Origin of the sequence: Paraburkholderia hospita (genome assembly GCF_002902965.1) — a bacterium.
GTDB lineage: Bacteria > Pseudomonadota > Gammaproteobacteria > Burkholderiales > Burkholderiaceae > Paraburkholderia > Paraburkholderia hospita.
Genome location: NZ_CP026109.1, coordinates 517083 through 534253 on the forward strand (window position 1 = coordinate 517083; position 17171 = coordinate 534253).

A 17171-nucleotide genomic window follows, 5' to 3' on the forward strand; every position below is an offset into this window, starting at 1 on the left:
CTGACGACCTCAGGGCGTGAAGCGGTCCTCCGCAGCATGGGAGAACGGACGGCAGCTAGCGTGTGCTGAGCGGTCATCCATTGGCTGATCTCGGCCGACTGACTGACATCGCGGTCCACCAGCGATTCTATATACCTGCAAACAGCCATTCGAAAAGGGACATCATTGATGCTTCATCAACTATACCGGCCGAAGCTAATCAATGACCGCTGAAGACATCAACGCTGGATGCGCGCAACTGTTCGATATTTGGTGCGAACGCCGCTCTGCGCATCCGTTGCGGCATCTATTGAGCGCATGGCCGCTAACAAACGGGTTGACGGACGACCGGGGTAATCTGTACGAAGCTCTACGGGGGCTCCGCGCAAACTGTCGAGGGGAAATCTCGGAAGCAGAGCTAGCTTACATTGAAGACCTGATTCGCTCCATCGCAGCATTCCTTCAGCGATGAGCAGCGACAGTCACTCCGCTCAGCAGGAACCACAAGCCGCATATATAGCGGAGCTTCAATCTCGCTATGCCCAGACCGGCCCGGGTTCGCTGATTTCGGAAGCTGGCATTGGCGCTGGATCGAGATCGTCGGATCGACAAGACGTTACTCATACGACGTGTTGGCTCGACATCTTGCGATTGGGTTTCACGAGGGTCAATTCTCCTTTTGGTTCTGCGACGCCATAGATAATGCAGTTGTCGGCTTCGTCTATGACGATTGCCTTGCGGACGGCGACGACCTGCCTGCATTGTTCTCGGCGGTCTACTTGGCCTTTGACGCAGGGAAAGTTGATTGCCACGGTATAGAACTGATTGAGGTGTTTACTCGCCCCATGATTGCGGAAACTGCTGAAGACTTGCCAAGTGACGCCCGAAAAGCACGGTTCTAAACGGGGTGCGGAACACGAGGTCCACAGCCAAGCCGTGGACCTCCGAACTTATAGCGCAATGAAAAGCGTTCATAGAACGCCTTTGCTGATTTGACTATTCATTGTTTCGTTCACGTCGCTCGTCCTCCCGCTGGCGACGCCACCATAGCGCTCGCTGCCACGTCTCGTCGTCTCCCTTTTGTGATCTGGTGTCCCTTGAACTTGCGAGGCCAAATAAAGCTATAACAATAAAGGTGAACAAAAATAGTATTTTGAAAATTGTTTCACCAAAGTTTAACCACACTATTGCTTTTAGTGTTAGTACGAATGCAAATAATCCTATCAGCACCTTTGCTACTAATCTCATTTCAGGGTCGCTCAATAAGCTAAATGGGTTGTAGTGTTTAGGCTAATGGGGCAACTTGAGTAGCCGAGTCGCCCTGGGTTGAATCGAGCAAGGCGATGCCGGTGATGTCGGGTCAGCGGGGACGGGCGACATGAGATCATTTCTGCCGCCCCCGCAAGCGGTTAGCAACAACGCCATCAAGAGAGTGGTGTTTTTTTTCATTATTGAGAGGCCGTAACGCGTGGTCGGGAGAATCCCTTGATCAATCATGGCATGCGATAGCAACAGTACACGCCAAAGCCAATCCGGCTTTACGGCAGGTAGGCCTGAAACTTGAGATACCGACTGTACGTCCGCTTTCGGATGCGCCACTGACGTTCGAATATCGGAGGGAGCCTTCCGATGGACGGCGCATGATGGCCGGCAGTACGCATTCATCCACCTCGCCCGAAAGCTGTCGTTGAAGACTCCAACGTCAGCTTTGTTGAACATCCACGGAACTGGTGCTATCGGCCATGAAGAGACGGTCACCGGTCTTACTTCGAACGACAGCTCTACGGTCTTATGCATAGCCTCTCACAAGGCCGAATCCCGGCCATCGCTCTTTCGCGTCTGTTCGGGGTCGTTGCAGTAAGCACACCACACATTTACCAATGCCTGTCGAACGACTACGACGGAGTCAACTTTTGACCCCGGTTTGTTGCCTGCGGACCTTGCCGAATTTCGGCATCCGATCGACACTTGATTGATGTGGAGTCAGGTTACCCCCGCGCCAAGCGCTGGTGTCTCGGGGTATTCGTCGTTCCCTGGTGCAATCCTGCGCGAACTATCGAGGAGGCATCCGCCATGACAATGGTCCTCGCCGCCGCTGCCATTGGGTTGGAAGCCGTGTTCATCGTGCTGCTGCTTATACGCCAGGCGCGGCGCCGGCATGCTGAGCAAGAGTGGGCGACGAGCGGGGAATGCATGAACGCCACTGCGGAATCAGCAAACACCGGAATGTCGGGTTGGCACGTTAAGCGCGACAAGGTGCGCGAGACCGTGCGGCGTGCCCCTCAGAGGACACACGGATTCCTCAAAGAGTATTGTGCGACTCCTGCCGATGGCCGCATTGGCTGGGTTGCGACGCGTGAGCGCGGACATCACGCCCGCGAGCGGGAGGCCAAGGTGCAGGGAGCCTCAATCGACGTTATCGAGCGCAAGCGAGTGGAGGAATCGCTGCGGGAAAGCGAAGCGCGCTTCCGCGCGATGGCGGACACGGCTCCAGTGATGATCTGGATGTCGGATCCGGCTCGGCTGTGTACGTTTTTCAACAAGCCATGGCTGGATTTTACGGGCCGCACGCTTGAGCAGGAAATGGGCAACGGGTGGTCAGAAGGCGTGCACCCGGACGATCTAGGGCGGTGCATGGATGTTTACGTAACGTCTTTTGACGCGCGCAAGGATTTCACGATGGAATACCGTCTGCGAAGACGGGATGGCGAGTATTGCTGGATCCTCGATACCGGCGTGCCGCAGTTGGGCGACGACGGCGCGTTTCTAGGCTATATCGGTTCTTGCATCGACATCACCGACCGCAGACAGGTGGAAGAAAAATTCAGGCGCGCTCTGGAGTTCCTGCCGATTGCGATTCTTATGGTTGATCAACAAGGCCGGATCGTGCTGGCCAACGAGAAGACCGAAAAGCTCTTTGGGTATCGACGTGACGAGCTGAGCGGAAAGCCTGCGACGATGCTCGTTTCGCAGTTGCTGGGCGGCAGCGACTCCACGCCGCAAGCCACGCTTTCCTCCATAGCACAGTCTGGGGCGGTCGGGGCACCTCGCGATCTGTTCGCGCGGCGCAAGGACGGAACCGAGTTCCTGATCGAAGCCGGACTCAATTCGCTCCGCATCGAGGATGAGGTGGCTTTGCTCGCGGTCATTGTCGACAGATCCGAGCGGTATGAACTTTACCGTAACCAGCAGGAACTGGCCCATGTGACGCGCGTATCGACGATGGGCGAACTTGCGGCGTCGCTCGCGCATGAACTGAACCAGCCGCTTACCGCGATCCAAATCAACGCGCAGGCCGCGCAGCGGTTTATGGCAACCGATGCGGTTGATCTGGCCGAAGTGCGCGAGATACTGAACGACATTGTCCGGGACAACGACCGCGCGAGCGAGGTGATTCGACGGATTCGCGCGCTCGTCAAGAAAGGCGAGCGGGAAATCGCGTCGCTCGATCCTGCCGCTGTGATCCGCGACGTTGTGCTGCTGCTGCATAGCGACGCGATCCTGCGCGGCGTGCGCGTGTCACTCGACATCGATGCCAATCTGCCCAGAGTGCGCGGCGACAAGGTGCAGTTGCAGCAGGTCATGCTCAATCTCTTGCTAAACGCGTTCGATGCAATGGAAAGTCGTCCGGCTAGCGACCGCGTGGTGGCCGTGTTCATCACGCTCGAGAGTCCCCGGATAGTGCGCGTCGCGGTGCGCGATCGCGGGCCCGGCCTATCCAGCGACCAGCCCGCGATGATCTTCAAACCGTTTTTTACCTCAAAGCGCGAAGGCCTTGGCCTCGGATTGTCGATCAGCCGCTCGATTATCGAGATGCACGGCGGGCGGCTTTGGGCGGAAAATAACGCGGATCAAGGCGCGACGTTTTACTTCACGTTGCCCGTTGGGGACGCCACGCAGCCGGACGGCTTGCAACCGTAGCCGTGACTGACTCGGCGCGATGGCATTCTTGGCTGATGACGACGGTTTCGACGCGCCAATGTGACGCCACTTTGAGACGTGTTGAGGGTTGGCCGGGATTCGGCTTACCGCAAAGCTTCTCTTAAGGCCGAACACCGGACGTTCCGCTGCATCGGCCTGTATGACCGCTTCACGCCCTGAGGTCGTCAGTCAAGGTTTTTCAGAGGGAAGAGTTGGTTTCCAAGACTCCGGTTCGTAAGGATCGGGCAGGCCTTCCCATGTCGAAGAAGACGGCATGCGCCCCGCCTGGCGAGTTGCCCACCGCCGGCCAGCGTCATGGTCATAACAGGAGACCCGCCGGCCAGCGGTGGACAACTCGCGAGCGTCAAACGGAGGAAAGCCACAGACCAGGAATCCAACTACGTAACCGTGCGGATTGGAACGGGTTACCCTGGAAGCCCGAGGTTCCTGAGGAGTGGCGAACCGCGCTTCCTCAGGGCGTTGAGGTAGATACTCTCGTCGTATCGCGTTCCGGTCTGCCAGCAGCGGTAGAGGATCCGTATCCACTTGAACGCCAATGCCCTGACGGCGGCCTGATACGAACTGCCCTTTGCTCGCTGTTGCCGGTAGTAGGCGCCCGCCCAGAACGATTTTTTGATGGTCTGGCCCGCCCATTCGACGAAGGTCTGGCGCAGGAATTTCGGGCATTGCCAGCGCCAGTGCACCCAGCACTTCTTGCCGCTGCGCTCGGTGACCGGCGCGATGCCGGAGTACTTCTGCAGTTCATCAGCGCCCTTGAAGCGCTCACGTTGCTCGCCGAATGCAGCCAGCAGGCGCGGCGTCAGATGCGGACCTGCTCCGGGCAAGCTGTCAACAGGTCGAAGTCGGGCAGCGTGCGTGCGACTGCCGCGATTTCCCTGTCGAACACGTCGATCGCAGCCAGCGCTGTGCGCAGTTGCGCCACCAGCATTAGCGCGAGCAATCGGTGAGGTGCAACGATCCCGGGATCATCAGTGAGCGACACAGCGCAGCGGATCGACTCCAGACGTCCCTCAATCAGTTGGGCCCGGCGACAATTGTGCGCATGGAAGAACGTTTCAAGGGTCTTCCTGGTCGCGCGCCTGACTGCTGGCAGAGTTGGCCAGCGGGTCAGGAAATCACAAAACAGCACCGTGTCGATGTCGTCGAACCATTCCAGGGCTTGAGGATAATACTGCTTGAGTGCGTTGGTTAGCCGATTGGTGAACCGGGTCTTGTCGCCGACCAGTTCACGACGCTGTTCGATCAGGCTCAGCAAGGAACGCATGCCGGCGCTCTGCGGCCTGAGCGGACTGAACCGCTCAGGATGGCGCAGCAGCAGGTCGAGTGCCAGTTCGGCATCGGTGGGATCGTCCTTGGCCCGGCTCGGCTTGAATGCCTCACGGTACTTCGCGAGCATTGCAGGGTTGATCGGGAATAGAGTGACGAACACATGTTTCTGCAAAACAGAGACGATCGGCCCTGTGGCCAGCTCAAGCGCGACCGCGATCGGACCACCAAAGCGCTGATGTAAAGCCTTTGCCCATTCATCAATGCGTGTCACCTGGTGAGGAATGCAGTCTGAGGCCGGCTGAAAAAAGTGGATGCCAACGTTTCGTAAAATAGAGGAACGGAGGCATTGATGAATCGGATCCCGAAAGCGGTCTACACGAAGGAATTTCGCGAAGAGGCAGTCAAGCTCGCGCTGACGGAAGGCGTCGGCGTGTCGGAAGCGGCACGCCGGTTGTCGATCCCGATGAAGTCGCTGGCGAACTGGGTGCGCGCCGCGAAAGCGGGCAAGCTGAAGACGGTTGGGCAAGGGCAAAAACCACTGACTGACCTGGAGATGGAACTGAACCGCGTCAAACGGGAGCTGGCGGAAGTGAAGATGGAGCGCGATCTGTTAAAAAAGTTTGCGGCCTACTTCGCGAAGGAGTCGCGGTGAAGTACGGCGTGATTGAGCAGATGCGACGGGACTACCCGGTGCCGCCGATGTGTCGGCTGCTGGGTGTGTCGACCAGCGGCTACTATGCATGGCTCAAACGGCCACCCTCGTCCCGTACGCAACAGGAACCCCGTCTGGAAGCAGAAATCCTCGCCGCGCACCAGCGCACGCGGGAGACATTCGGCGCTGAACGACTGCAGAAAGATTTGACAGAACATGGTGTGCAGGTTGGCGTGCATCGCATCAAGCGATTGCGCAAGAAGCTTGGATTGCGTTGCAAGCAGAAGCGCAAGTTCAAAGCGACAACCAATTCGAAGCACGACCTGCCAGTCGCGCCGAACCAACTGAATCAGAATTTCTCGGTGAGCGCGCCGAACCAGGCGTGGTGTGGAGACATTACGTACATCGCAACCGACGAGGGCTGGCTGTACCTGGCCGGGCTCAAGGACCTGTTCAGCGGAGAGCTGGTCGGCTATGCGATGAACGAGCGTATGACCAAGCATTTGGTGATGCAGGCGCTGTTTCGGGCGGTCGCGTCGCACCGACCATCGCCTGGCCTGATTCACCACACCGACCGCGGCAGTCAATATTGTGCGCACGCGTACCAGAACCTTGTTAGCCAGTTCGGCATGCAAGCATCGATGAGCAGACGAGGAAACTGTTTTGATAATGCACCGATCGAATCATTTTGGGGGACGCTGAAGAGCGAGCTGGTCTATCATCGACGGTTCGCCACTCGGCAGCAGGCGCAGCAAGAGATCACGGAATACATCGAGATCTTTTATAACCGGCAGCGGACACAAGCGCGGCTTGACTACCTGTCTCCCGCCGCGTTCACGCAGCGTTTCTACTTGAACAAGATCGCTGCTTAACCGTTGGCGTCCACGAGTTCCGACCGACTTCAGTCGAACTCGCGCCTGTCGTCGCCAGCCTGCTGCAGGCAGATGTCATGTTTGGTATCTGCCCAGTCGAGGCCGACGAAAGCCTTGAATTGCTGGTTCGATAGAGGTGCCATGTGAACCTCCGCAAGTGATAGATTACCCGGTAGGGACATGCATGCTTGCGTCCAGCGAAGGCAATATAGTGAGCCGGTGCCACGGCGAACCCTGAGTATTCGTTATCGGACGCAGGCGCACCCGTAGACTCGAAGCTAAAGCGGCAATCGTCCAGGCGTTTGGGTCGACTTATTCGTAGCCCACGGATGCATGTCCCGCCTCGACTGGCAGCTCGCTGCCAGTCCCACCAGTATCGATGAAAGCGGGACGGACTATCTATATTGGGTCGACTACTGTCCTCCAGACGCACACAAAGCTGCCGTTCGACCTGATCGTATGCTCGATGTCAGCGATACTAACCATAGCCGCCGTTGGCCGATAGTCGCGCCACCGGCAGCTATGGCCGAGAACGCACGCATTCAGGCTATGTTCTCCGAATGAATGGGAACGGTACGAGTTTCGTGCCTCACTCGCGCCGTCCTCGCCTTCACCCAAACCGAACACAATAAACAGGTGGCAAATGCGCTGAAATCAATTGCCAGCTTTCGCCGCCGTCGTCGGACGTCCATAGCGAGCCGGTGGTCGACCCCATCGCAAGGCGCGTGCCGGAGTCGTCTACAGCAAGCCCGTGGCGATACACCAGGTCATACGCCGGTACGGCCGGCAACCCGTTCGAGAAACGCTCGAACGTGCGGCCGCCGTCGCGTGTGCGCGTGACTATGAACTGACCGTCCATCGGGATGCGGCACTGGTCTTTCACGGCAGGCACGAACCACGCAGTGTCCGGCTCGCGCGGATGTACGGCAACCGCGAAGCCGAAGCTCGATGGCTGCGCTTCGATCCGCTGCCAGTGTGTCGCGCCGTCGGTTGAGCGGAAAATCGCACAGTGATGCTGCGTCCACAGCGCATCCGGGCTTGCCGGACATTGCACGACGCGGTGCGGGTCTTGCACATTGGCATCACCGCGCCGCTCCGGCGGCATGTAGTCGGCCTCCATGCCCTCGGCACTCACGCGCCAGGTCGCGCCGCCGTCATGGGTTTGCCATACGCCGCCGCACGACACACCAATCGTCACATGCCGGCTGTCGCGCGGATCGACCATCACAGAATGGATGCCCGGCGCGTCGTAGCCCCCTCCGAACCATTCGCAGCGCTCCGGGCGATCCCACAGCGCGCGGTTGAGCACCCATGTGTCGCCGCCATCGTCGGAACGAAAAAGCCCGCCTGGAATCGTGCCGGCCCACAAGACGCCCGGCTCGTCCGGGCCGCCGGTTTCGAGCGACCAGATTTGCTGAAGCGTCCAGGGAGGGGGCGGCGGGCTGGGCATGGCGGCGCTCGCATTGTCCGCGCCGGTATCCGCACTCGCGTTCGCGCCGTCACGGGTGCGCGTCTCGTCGGCAGGCTGGGGCGGGTAGACGGGGACAGCGCACTCTTCCCAATGCTCCACGCCCGCGCGCCGGCGATGCAGCTTCACGCCAAAGTGGCCGAGATTGAGAGCGGCATACAGCGTTCCGTCGCGCGGATCAGGCAGCACCATGCTCACCGGCTCGCCGACGAAGCACGGCTCACCGAGCGTCCAACCGCCCTTGCCCTCGGCTTGCATAACGAACAGCCCCTTGCGGGTCGCGACAAGCAGTCGATCGCTCATGTCGGTGTCTCCTCGGGTACAAATAGGGGGACCCTCTTATCCGCCCGACAGCGCCTGTACAACGTATACCCGGCTTTCCTCGCCGAGAGCATCGGACAGATGGTGTCGGTCGCGTACCCGCCGGCCATCGACAAACACAGCGAGATGCCGCCGCAGTGCCCCCTGGTCATCAAGGATATAGCCGCGCAGTCGAGGTTGCACGGCGAAGACGGCCTCGAGCGCTTCCCCGAGCGTGCGCGCTTCGATCTCACGCTCGGGCGTTGCAATATGTCGCTGAATCGAAGCAGCGAAGAAGATGTGCACCATGGCGGGGGAGCGGCGCGGGAATGGCCACGCGCGCTGGTTCTATAGTTTAGGCGATCCGCCGTGTGCTTCGGGGCATCGCCATGCACCAGACGATAGGTGTCGGTAAATTGCCACGCGGCATGACTCGCCGCCCTTCACGTATCGGCAACATGAGGTTGACCCGACGACCGTCACAGTCCGCAAGATCGAAGCACGCGCGCTGGCGCGAACTCTGGAATGGCGTCACCCACGCTCACATCCATCGAGATCGAAAGCAGGCCACCACCGTTTCGGTCAGGCAACGACCGGTTCCCTTATTCAAGCGGTCGTGCGAGTTGAGATCGGCGAGCGGCAGCAATGGCCGAATTGTGCAGGTAGCTCGTCCATCAGGTTCCGGAGTATTGCAGCCGCTCGAACGACAGGATTCCCGGTCGCTGAACGGCAGGTTGTGGCCGATAGGACCAGTTCGATGAACGTGATTCCAAACCGACGTGAAGTCCTCAATGGCCGCTTCCGGGCGGTTATGTGAACGCGTACTGCCAGTTGCGGCCAGTGAATTCCATTTCTATGCGGTCAGTCGAGCGTCGCCTACAGCCAGACAACGGTCATCTTCAGTCCGGCGCCGCACGTCGCAGCGCCGCCCCGGCAGCACGCAGTCGATCGCCGATCATTTTGGAGCTGGCCCATAGCGAATTCAATCGAATTGTCTCGCAGCGAGTTGCACACCAGAGCTTTTACGGTCCACCGAAAAACCCTAGTTTGCCAGTCCACCAGCGTGAAGTAAGCTCCGGTTATCAGGCTGCGGAGCGCTTCCATGAAAAAATCCGTTAATAGTGGATTGCGCCGCAAATTGCTGGTGGGCGCTGCCGGAGCAGGCTCCCTCGCAGCGCTCAGAGCTCTGCCGATTTTGGCTGCCGAAGTGGGCAGCTCGGTTGCATTGGGATTCGCCGAGATTCCCGCTGGTGCACTTGCCGAACAGCATCTGTACGCGCTGCCGGGCAAGGTGCCGCTGATCAAGAAGACTTATCGACCGCCCAACTTCGAGACGCCGATTGAGTATTTCCGCACACCGATTACACCGAACAACGCGTTCTTCGTGCGCTATCACCTGGCCGGGATTGCGGAGGTGCGAGCCGCTGATTGGAGGCTCAGTGTCGGCGGCGAAAGTGCTGGACACGAACTCGAATTCACGCTGGATCAACTCAGGAAGGGTTTCGAGCCGGCCGAGATTACGGCGGTATGCCAGTGCTCGGGCAACCGCCGCGGCCTGTTCGAGCCGCACGTTGCCGGTGTGCAGTGGGGCGTAGGCGCGATGGGCAATGCGGTCTGGCGCGGTGTGCGCCTGAAGGACATCCTTGCCAAGGCAGGTGTCGAGAGCGATGCACTCGAAGTGGTGTTCGGCGCAGCAGATCATCCGGTTATTGAAAAGACCCCCGCCTTCGTCAAATCGCTACCGGTGGAAGTTGCGCTCGACGAGAATACGCTTGTCGCGTTCGAAATGAACGGCAAGCCGCTACCACACTGGAACGGTTTTCCCGCACGCCTCATCGTGCCGGGCTGGACCGCTACGTACTGGGTCAAACAATTGAACAGCGTTAGGGTGGTGTCCAAGCCCGAGCAGAACTTCTGGATGAGCACCGCGTACCGACTGCCGCGCGGCAAGTTCAAAACGCGGAGTTTCAAATCGCAGGTGGCGAGTGTGAATGAGCCGATCACTACCATGGTAGTGAATTCGCTGATCACTTCGTTAAAGAGCGGGCAACAGATTCCGCTCGGCAAGCCGATCGAACTGAAAGGCATCGCCTGGGATGGCGGTGCAGGTATCGAAAGCGTCGAGGTGTCGTTCGATCTTGGCGCGAGCTGGCAGAAAGCAAAACTCGGCCGCGACCTTGGCCGCTTTTCGTTCCGCGAATTCACGCTCGCTGTGCCGGCGCGCGAGCGCGGTTCGATGGTGGTAATGGCGCGTGCCACCAGCCTCTCGGGGGAAACACAGGTCGAGCGACTCATTCACAATCCTGCAGGCTATCACCACAACGTGATCCAGCGCTTGTACGTGGAGGTGATATGAACACGCTCACGCATATGGTTGCTACCGCATTGTCCCTTGGGCTCATTCTTATCGATTCCACAGCGGCGCAGGAATCGAAGGTCATGCTGAAAGAAGGGCTTGGCAAAGACAAGGCGATGCAGTGTGCCGCCTGCCACAGCCTCGACTATATCCAGATGAACTCGCCTTTTCTGAACAAGGCCGGCTGGAGCGCGTCAGTTGCCAAGATGATCAACGTATTCGGTGCGCCGATTCCTACTGAAGACGTGGAGATCATCGTGAACTACCTCGTTCAGTACTACGGCAAGTCCACCGACAAGTAGTCCGCGATACCAACCACCAATTGGCACAGTCGCTGGCAGATGAGGGCGAGGAAAAGTCATTGCACAATCGAGGGAATGGGCTCGGCTTCTGTCTCGATTTCATGGTTGTTCGGTTCTGGCCGCGCGATACGATGCTACATCCGGGTTCCAGCTGCACTAGATTTCAGTCTGCTCCGAAATTTCAAGCGCGTCGTCGACTTCGACGCCCAGGTACCTGATTGTGCTTTCAATCTTGCTATGGCCAAGCAGCAACTGCACCGCCCTGAGATTCTTTGTGCGTTTGTAAATCAGGGTTGCCTTCGTCCGGCGCATCGAATGCGTGCCGTAAGCTGTCGGATCAAGCCCCGCGGCGTCCGCCCATCGACCTATCATCCGGGCGTATTGCCGGGTTGAAAGATGCGGGGACGCCAATATTCGACTTGGGAAGAGGTACTGCTCCGACCTCAGGGCAGCCTTCTCAAGCCACGCGCCGACCGCCTTCCGGGTCGACTCGGTTAGTTCAAACTGGACAGGGCGCTGAGTCTTTCGCTGAATGACCTGCGCCCTCGCCAGGATCTGATTGCCGTGCGTGACATCGCGGACTCGTAGACTGACAAGATCGCAACCGCGCAGTTTGCTGTCGATTGCAAGGTTGGGGATGACCCGCTTCGGTGGACGGTTACGTAGTTGAATTTTGAGTGGATAGGTTACCTCCGTTTGAAGAGCTGCTGCGAGTTGTCCACGGCCGGTCGGCGGGTCGCCTGTCACGACCACGACGCCGACCGGCGGTGGGCAACTCGCATGCGGATGAGGTGGGGCTTTGTGCTGCATGCAGCTGTTCGTAAATGATCGGGGAGCGATAGCCAAGCCCGCTATGAAGGCGAAGCGGGTTGTACCACGCCTCCAGGAAGTGAAAGATCTCGCGCCGCGCCTGTTCATGCGTGGCGAAGTGCGAGCGCGCAAGCAATTCACATTCAAGTGTGGCGAAGAAGGCTTCGCACATGGCGTTGTCAAAGCAGTCGCCAACGCTGCCCATGGACGGACGAACGCCAGCCTCGCGGCAGCGGCGGCCGAAGGCAATGGACGTGTATTGGCACCCCTGATCGGAATGATGGATGACACCGTCGGGACGGCGTTGCGACAATGCCATGTCCAGTGCCCGCAGCATCAATTCGGTGTACAGATGACATGACATCGACCAGCCCACAATACGACGACTGAACACATCCAGCACCACGGCCAGATACAGAAACCCTTCGCCAGTCGGTACATAGGTCGCGTCGGCGACCCACAGCCGGTCTGGCGCGTCGGCGCTAAAGTGGCGTTGTACCAGGTCGGGGGCCGGTCGCGCATCGGGCTGGCGCCGCGTGGTGGTGATCCAGCGCCGCCGGCTCACGCCGCACAGACCCGCAATTCGCATCAGGCGGGCGACCCGCTTGCGCCCCACATGAACGCCCTGGTGGACCAGTTCGGCGTAAATGCGAGGCATCCCATAGGTGCCGCGCGAGCGCGTGTGAATTGCATGAATGCGCGCCAGCAGATCTGCATCACTGCGTGCCCGTTTCGAGGGTCCGCGTCCAAGCCACGCATAAAAGCCGCTGATGGAGACCTTTAGCAGCCGCGCCATGGTGGTAACGGGCCAGGTGGCCTGATTCGCTTTCATGAACTCGAACCCTTGTCGGGCACGGTCCCGGTCTCCCGGGCGAACCAGGCCGCCGCTTTTGACAAGATATCCCGCTCAACCTCGAGCTGGCGAACCTTGCGGCGCAAGCGCGTCAGTTCCTCGCGCTCGGCCGTGGTCAGTCCGTCGTGCCGTCTGCCTGCGTCACGATCGGCCTGGGCCACCCAGTTGTAGATTGTCTGCGCAGTCGGCTCGAACTCCTTCTCCAGGTCCTCGGGTGTTCGCCCGGCCTTCACCAGTTCGACCATCTGGGCCCGGAATTCCGCCGGGTACGGGGTGCGATGCTTCGCCATGGTGGGCACCTCCTATTCCAAAGGATAGCAACTGTCTTGGAGGTCAAGCATTTTTGAGGTCCGTCCCATGAAACGATGCGTCCCACGGCCTGCCGGCTTTGACCATCGCGTTCAGAATGGTCAGCAGTTTGCGCATGCAGGCGACGAGCGCGACCTTCTTTGGCTTTCCGGCTTCGACGAGGCGGCGATAAAACAGCCTGATCGCCGGATTGTGACGGGTCGCCACCAGGGCAGCCATGTAAAGGACACGTCGCACGCCGCCTCGGCCCCCAAAGATCGTTCGTTTGCCGCGCATCGTGCCTGAATCGCGATTGACTGGCGCGACGCCAATTAGCGCACTGATTTCCCGTCGCGTCAGTTTGCCCAGCTCAGGGACTTCGGCAATCAAAACCGAAATCGTTGCATCGCCCACTCCCTTAACGGTACGAAGCAACGCTGACAGGTCCGCAAAGTGCGAGTGGATATGCCCGCCCATATCGCTATCGATACGGGCAAGTTCATCCTTCAGCGCCTGGATTATGGTTTCGATGCTTTTGCGGGTTTGAGCATGCGCGGGCGCCAGCCGGTTGCCCTCGGAGACGAGCATCGTGATCAACTGCCGACGCCGCGCAACGAGCGCCGCCAGCGCTTGCTGTTCGATGGTCGGCAAGGTCTTGACGAATTTCTCGCGCTCGGGATGACGTTCGATCACTTCGCCGAGCTGGGCGAGAATGCGAGCATCGATGCGATCAGTCTTCGCAAGTTGCCCCATCGCACGAGCAAAGTCTCGCGCCTGCCGTGGATTGATCACTGCCACGGCGTATCCGGCGGCCTGCAATACGCAAGCTACTGCCATTTCCAGCCCGCCTGTCGCTTCGAGCACGATCAGCGCAACCCGGTGGCGCGCCAGTTCCTCAAGCAAGGTATCGAAGCCATCCGTCGTGTTGGAGACACTCAGCGGCGTTGCCTTGACGCCAATCGCCACATCCAGCGTAGCCTTGGAAACGTCAATGCCAACGGTAATCGGTTTCGGATCTGGCAAGCTCGTCACTACCCCTCCTTGTACATGCGAACTTTTTTCAAACAACTGTTCGGGCTGTTGATGAGCGGCTCAGCTCGTGCGCCATTCGCTATCCTGCGGGCTGCAAACCCAAGGTGTCATCAGGCTGCACGAGCCTTGCCAAACCGACACAAAACCAAGGCTGTGGATTTGTGGACGATGCGCCTGCGGCGCACCGGAAAGCTTACCGTGGACAACGCTGCGCGTTGCCCACCGCGCTCTCCTTCGCCCAAAAGCTCCACAGCCTCCAACTACGAATAATAAAGAGAGGCTTCAAAGCCGTACTTCAAGATACAAGGTATCCACGAAACCGGGTCAACTCCAGGTTGAACAGGGCGAGATCGCGGACAGCATGAGCGTTCTGGAGGTAGATCCGGATAGGCCCAGACGTCCTTCGGCCTCAGCGGTGGCTTCTGGCCGACCAGCTTGCCTTTGTTCCACGCCTCACGGGATTGTTCGGTCTTCATCGTAGTCTCCCACAGGGATGATGGGAGTTCGATTGTGGTACCCGAACTCGACGCCCGCTTTGGGCGGATTTGCCGAGGTTCGCACCCGCCCGGCGGTGTTGCCTTTCAGCGATCCGGCGAAGCCTTCCCCGACGGCTGGTTCGCAACAGAATGCTGCCCGATGCCCTGCGGGTAAATTTCGGCCTAAGCCGACGTTCGTGTATCTACACGGATATGGCGGCCCATCGTTGCATACCTGTCGTTCGGCGAAGGCAACGGTGAACGACCCCTGTCAGCTTCAGCGAAAAGGTAATTTCCACCCTCAACGGACCTTCACGGTTACCGATAACGGACGTCAATCTAATCGAAACGACAACTGCAGTTGCCAAACAGATTAATTGTAAGCGCGAGTTTCCGCCCACCTGGCTTCCGTGCTTGAGAAGGTCCACGATTGCGTCCGCAACCCAACTTGCGGACGCAATCCATGACCCATGGGTAGCCTGGTTCAGGAACGCCGCGATCACGCGCGCAGGCATTGAGTTGCTGCATCGCATTCGAAAAGGTCAATTCAATCTCGCGAAGCTCGGCCTCAAAGATATCACTGCGCCCGCCGTCTGGAGTGCTGTCCTGTCTGCTCGATAAGAAATCCTTTCTATCTGAACCGTCTCTTCCAGACGGCCTATTTGCACCAGAACCGACCCCGGAGGCAATGACAATACGCCGGCGGACAGTTGAGCATGTCTTTGGGACGTTCAAGTATTGGATGGGTTACACGCACTTCCTGACACGCAGATTGCCAAACGTGGGTACTGAGATGAGCATGAATGTACTTGCCTACAATCTGATGCGAGTGCTGAGAATCCTGGGATTCAGGAGGACAATGAAAGCTATGCGGTTGGCGGGTGCATAAATCCAGTAACGCAAATCAAAACGTGAATGACCGCGTACAAAGCATTAGAGCCATCTAATAATTCGTTGTTGTCGGATCGATTGTAAAAACAGTTAAACACGCCGATCGGTGTGATGCCGCTGCGTCGTACTTGCCGCTTTCTAGGCGTTTCCACACAACCTTAGGTGAGTAGCCCACGGGAATCGCACCCGCAGGCCCTCGCAGAACCGGACGTGAATCTCTCGATTCATCCGGCTCCTATTGCCCACCGTTTTGCGCCAGAATCCAGTGAGCAAACAGGCCCGGCCGCTGATGTCTTATCTTGACCACCAGTTCCCGTGCCCGACTCACTTTATCCTTTAGGCGCTTGTATTTCCTGCGTACCCACCTGACCAGGTACTGATCCAACGAATCGAACACCGCGTACAACGCCGAACGATAGAAGCGGCCATATTATTTCAGCCACCCTTTGAGCACAGGGTTGATCTCCTGCGCCGGATCCGTCAAGTCCACAGTGTGTCGGCAATGAAGTCGCCATCGACGCACGGTCTGGCGAATGGCTTTGGCCGCTGTTTGGCTGATCGCAGGCAGGAAGCTCACGAACACCGTACCGGCGCGCGATCTTGCGAATCGCGGTCGGAAGCAGAAGCCCAAGAAGTCAAACTGATGGACGCTAAAGCGCTCCCGCCGATTGTCATCGCGACAGTAGACGATTTTCGTCTTCTGCGGATGCAAGGCAAGTGAGCACTGCGCCATTCGCTGCTCCAAGGCTGCCTTAAGCGCCTCTGCCCCCGCCAGCGTGCGACAGTGGCAAACTACATCATCGGCATAACGTTCGAACGGCACGCCCGGGTAGTTGCGGCGCATCCATTCGTCGAACACATAGTGCAGAAACAAATTGGCCAGCAACGGACTGATGACTCCGCCTTGCGGTGTGCCAGCGTCCCGCTGCTGCGTAGTGCCGTCTGCCAGACTGACCGGTGCCCGAAGCCACCGCTCAATGTACAGAAGCGTCACCCTGCACTTCGTGTGATGCCGTATCGCTTTCATCAGCAAGGCGTGATCGATGGAATCGAAGAAGCCCTTGATGTCGAGATCAAGCACCCAGGCATATTGCCAGCAGCGCACGCGCGCCATGGCCACTGCCTGATGTGCCGACCGGCCGGGCCGGTAGCCGTAAGAGTCGGGATGGAAGCGCGGTTCCAGTTGTGGCTCAAGACGCTGTTTAACCACCATCTGAGCCACCCGGTCCGCGACCGTCGGTATACCCAACGGTCGCACACCACCACCTGCCTTCGGGATCTCCACACGTTTAACCGGTGGAGGTTGGTAACTTCCCGAGGCCAGTCGATTCCAGAGCTTATAAAGGTTGTCAGCCAACCTCGAATCGAACTCCTCAATCGTCTGCCGATCGACTCCCGCAGCGCCCCGGTTGGCCTTGACCTTCTTGTAGGCCTCCCACACTTCGCGCTTGGAAATATCAAACGGTTTGGCATGCCGAGACAGATCCTCCCGTCGCCGGTTGTCTGCCTCGTCTTGCCGGGCAACGTCGCCCCTTCGGTCCAGCCCCATTACAGGGCCTTCCTCCCTACTACGGACGACTCCGCCCCTGTGCCGCGCATCGGTACTCAGGCTCTTGCAGGGGCTGCCTGCTTGAGCTTCTCCCTTCGCATCGCGACGACAGGTTCCTACGTTCCTCATTGA

Annotated in this window: 8 protein-coding genes and 5 pseudogenes; 6 read left to right on the forward strand and 7 right to left on the reverse strand. The window is 58.9% G+C overall.

Annotated features, from left to right (window positions below):
- Positions 1–2052: 2052 nt before the first annotated feature.
- Positions 2053–3900, forward strand: a complete 1848-nt coding sequence (locus C2L64_RS51475; protein WP_103154425.1) for a PAS domain-containing sensor histidine kinase — start codon at positions 2053–2055, stop codon at positions 3898–3900.
- Positions 3901–4325: 425 nt separating this feature from the next.
- On the opposite strand, the pseudogene C2L64_RS56620 reads toward C2L64_RS51475, so the two are convergent.
- Positions 4326–5476: pseudogene (locus C2L64_RS56620) on the reverse strand (IS110 family transposase); the annotation flags it as partial.
- A gap of 63 nt (positions 5477–5539) precedes the next feature.
- On the opposite strand from C2L64_RS56620, the gene C2L64_RS51485 reads away from it, so the two are divergent.
- Positions 5540–6714 (forward strand): IS3 family transposase gene (locus C2L64_RS51485; RefSeq protein WP_090839379.1). Its coding sequence is split into 2 segments (ribosomal slippage): positions 5540–5813 and positions 5813–6714, totalling 1176 coding nucleotides; the frame shifts between segments, so codons are not numbered across the junction.
- 610 nt (positions 6715–7324) lie between these two features.
- Here C2L64_RS51485 and C2L64_RS51495 read toward each other — a convergent pair.
- Together C2L64_RS51495 and C2L64_RS51500 are read right to left on the reverse strand one after the other, a co-directional pair.
- Entirely contained in the window at positions 7325–8485 is a 1161-nt protein-coding gene (locus tag C2L64_RS51495) for a WD40/YVTN/BNR-like repeat-containing protein (RefSeq protein WP_090839268.1), read from the reverse strand.
- A gap of 36 nt (positions 8486–8521) precedes the next feature.
- Positions 8522–8791, reverse strand: a complete 270-nt coding sequence (locus tag C2L64_RS51500; protein ID WP_090839270.1) for a MoaD/ThiS family protein — start codon at positions 8789–8791, stop codon at positions 8522–8524.
- A gap of 793 nt (positions 8792–9584) precedes the next feature.
- Here C2L64_RS51500 and C2L64_RS51510 point away from each other — a divergent pair.
- Both C2L64_RS51510 and C2L64_RS51515 read left to right on the forward strand, forming a co-directional pair.
- A complete protein-coding gene (locus C2L64_RS51510; protein ID WP_090839274.1) occupies positions 9585–10838 on the forward strand; it encodes a molybdopterin-dependent oxidoreductase in 1254 nt (417 codons plus the stop codon).
- Positions 10835–11140 carry a cytochrome c gene (locus C2L64_RS51515; protein WP_244144709.1) on the forward strand — a complete coding sequence of 102 codons (306 nt, stop codon included), beginning with the start codon at positions 10835–10837 and terminating at the stop codon, positions 11138–11140. The genes C2L64_RS51510 and C2L64_RS51515 overlap by 4 nt, the downstream gene beginning before the upstream one ends.
- 156 nt (positions 11141–11296) lie before the next feature.
- Here the strand turns inward: C2L64_RS51515 and C2L64_RS51520 are convergent.
- From C2L64_RS51520 to C2L64_RS51530, 3 genes and pseudogenes are all read right to left on the reverse strand, one after another.
- Positions 11297–11773 (reverse strand): annotated as a pseudogene (locus C2L64_RS51520) (tyrosine-type recombinase/integrase); the annotation flags it as partial.
- Positions 11774–11942: 169 nt separating this feature from the next.
- Positions 11943–13093: pseudogene (locus C2L64_RS51525) on the reverse strand (IS3 family transposase); the annotation flags it as partial.
- Positions 13094–13136: 43 nt separating this feature from the next.
- Positions 13137–14114, reverse strand: coding sequence for an IS110 family RNA-guided transposase (locus C2L64_RS51530; RefSeq protein ID WP_103153714.1), 978 nt, complete (start codon positions 14112–14114; stop codon positions 13137–13139).
- A 968-nt stretch (positions 14115–15082) separates the two neighbouring features.
- Between C2L64_RS51530 and C2L64_RS56625 the strand changes: the two are divergent.
- Positions 15083–15220, forward strand: a pseudogene (locus tag C2L64_RS56625) (IS6 family transposase); the annotation flags it as partial.
- A 58-nt stretch (positions 15221–15278) separates the two neighbouring features.
- Positions 15279–15488, forward strand: a pseudogene (locus C2L64_RS51545) (transposase); the annotation flags it as partial.
- Positions 15489–15920: 432 nt separating this feature from the next.
- On the opposite strand, the gene ltrA reads toward C2L64_RS51545, so the two are convergent.
- The gene (gene ltrA / locus C2L64_RS51550) at positions 15921–17039 is read right to left on the reverse strand and encodes a group II intron reverse transcriptase/maturase (RefSeq protein WP_244144684.1); all 1119 of its coding nucleotides are present in this window, start codon (positions 17037–17039) and stop codon (positions 15921–15923) included.
- Between the last annotated feature and the right edge of the window lie 132 nt (positions 17040–17171).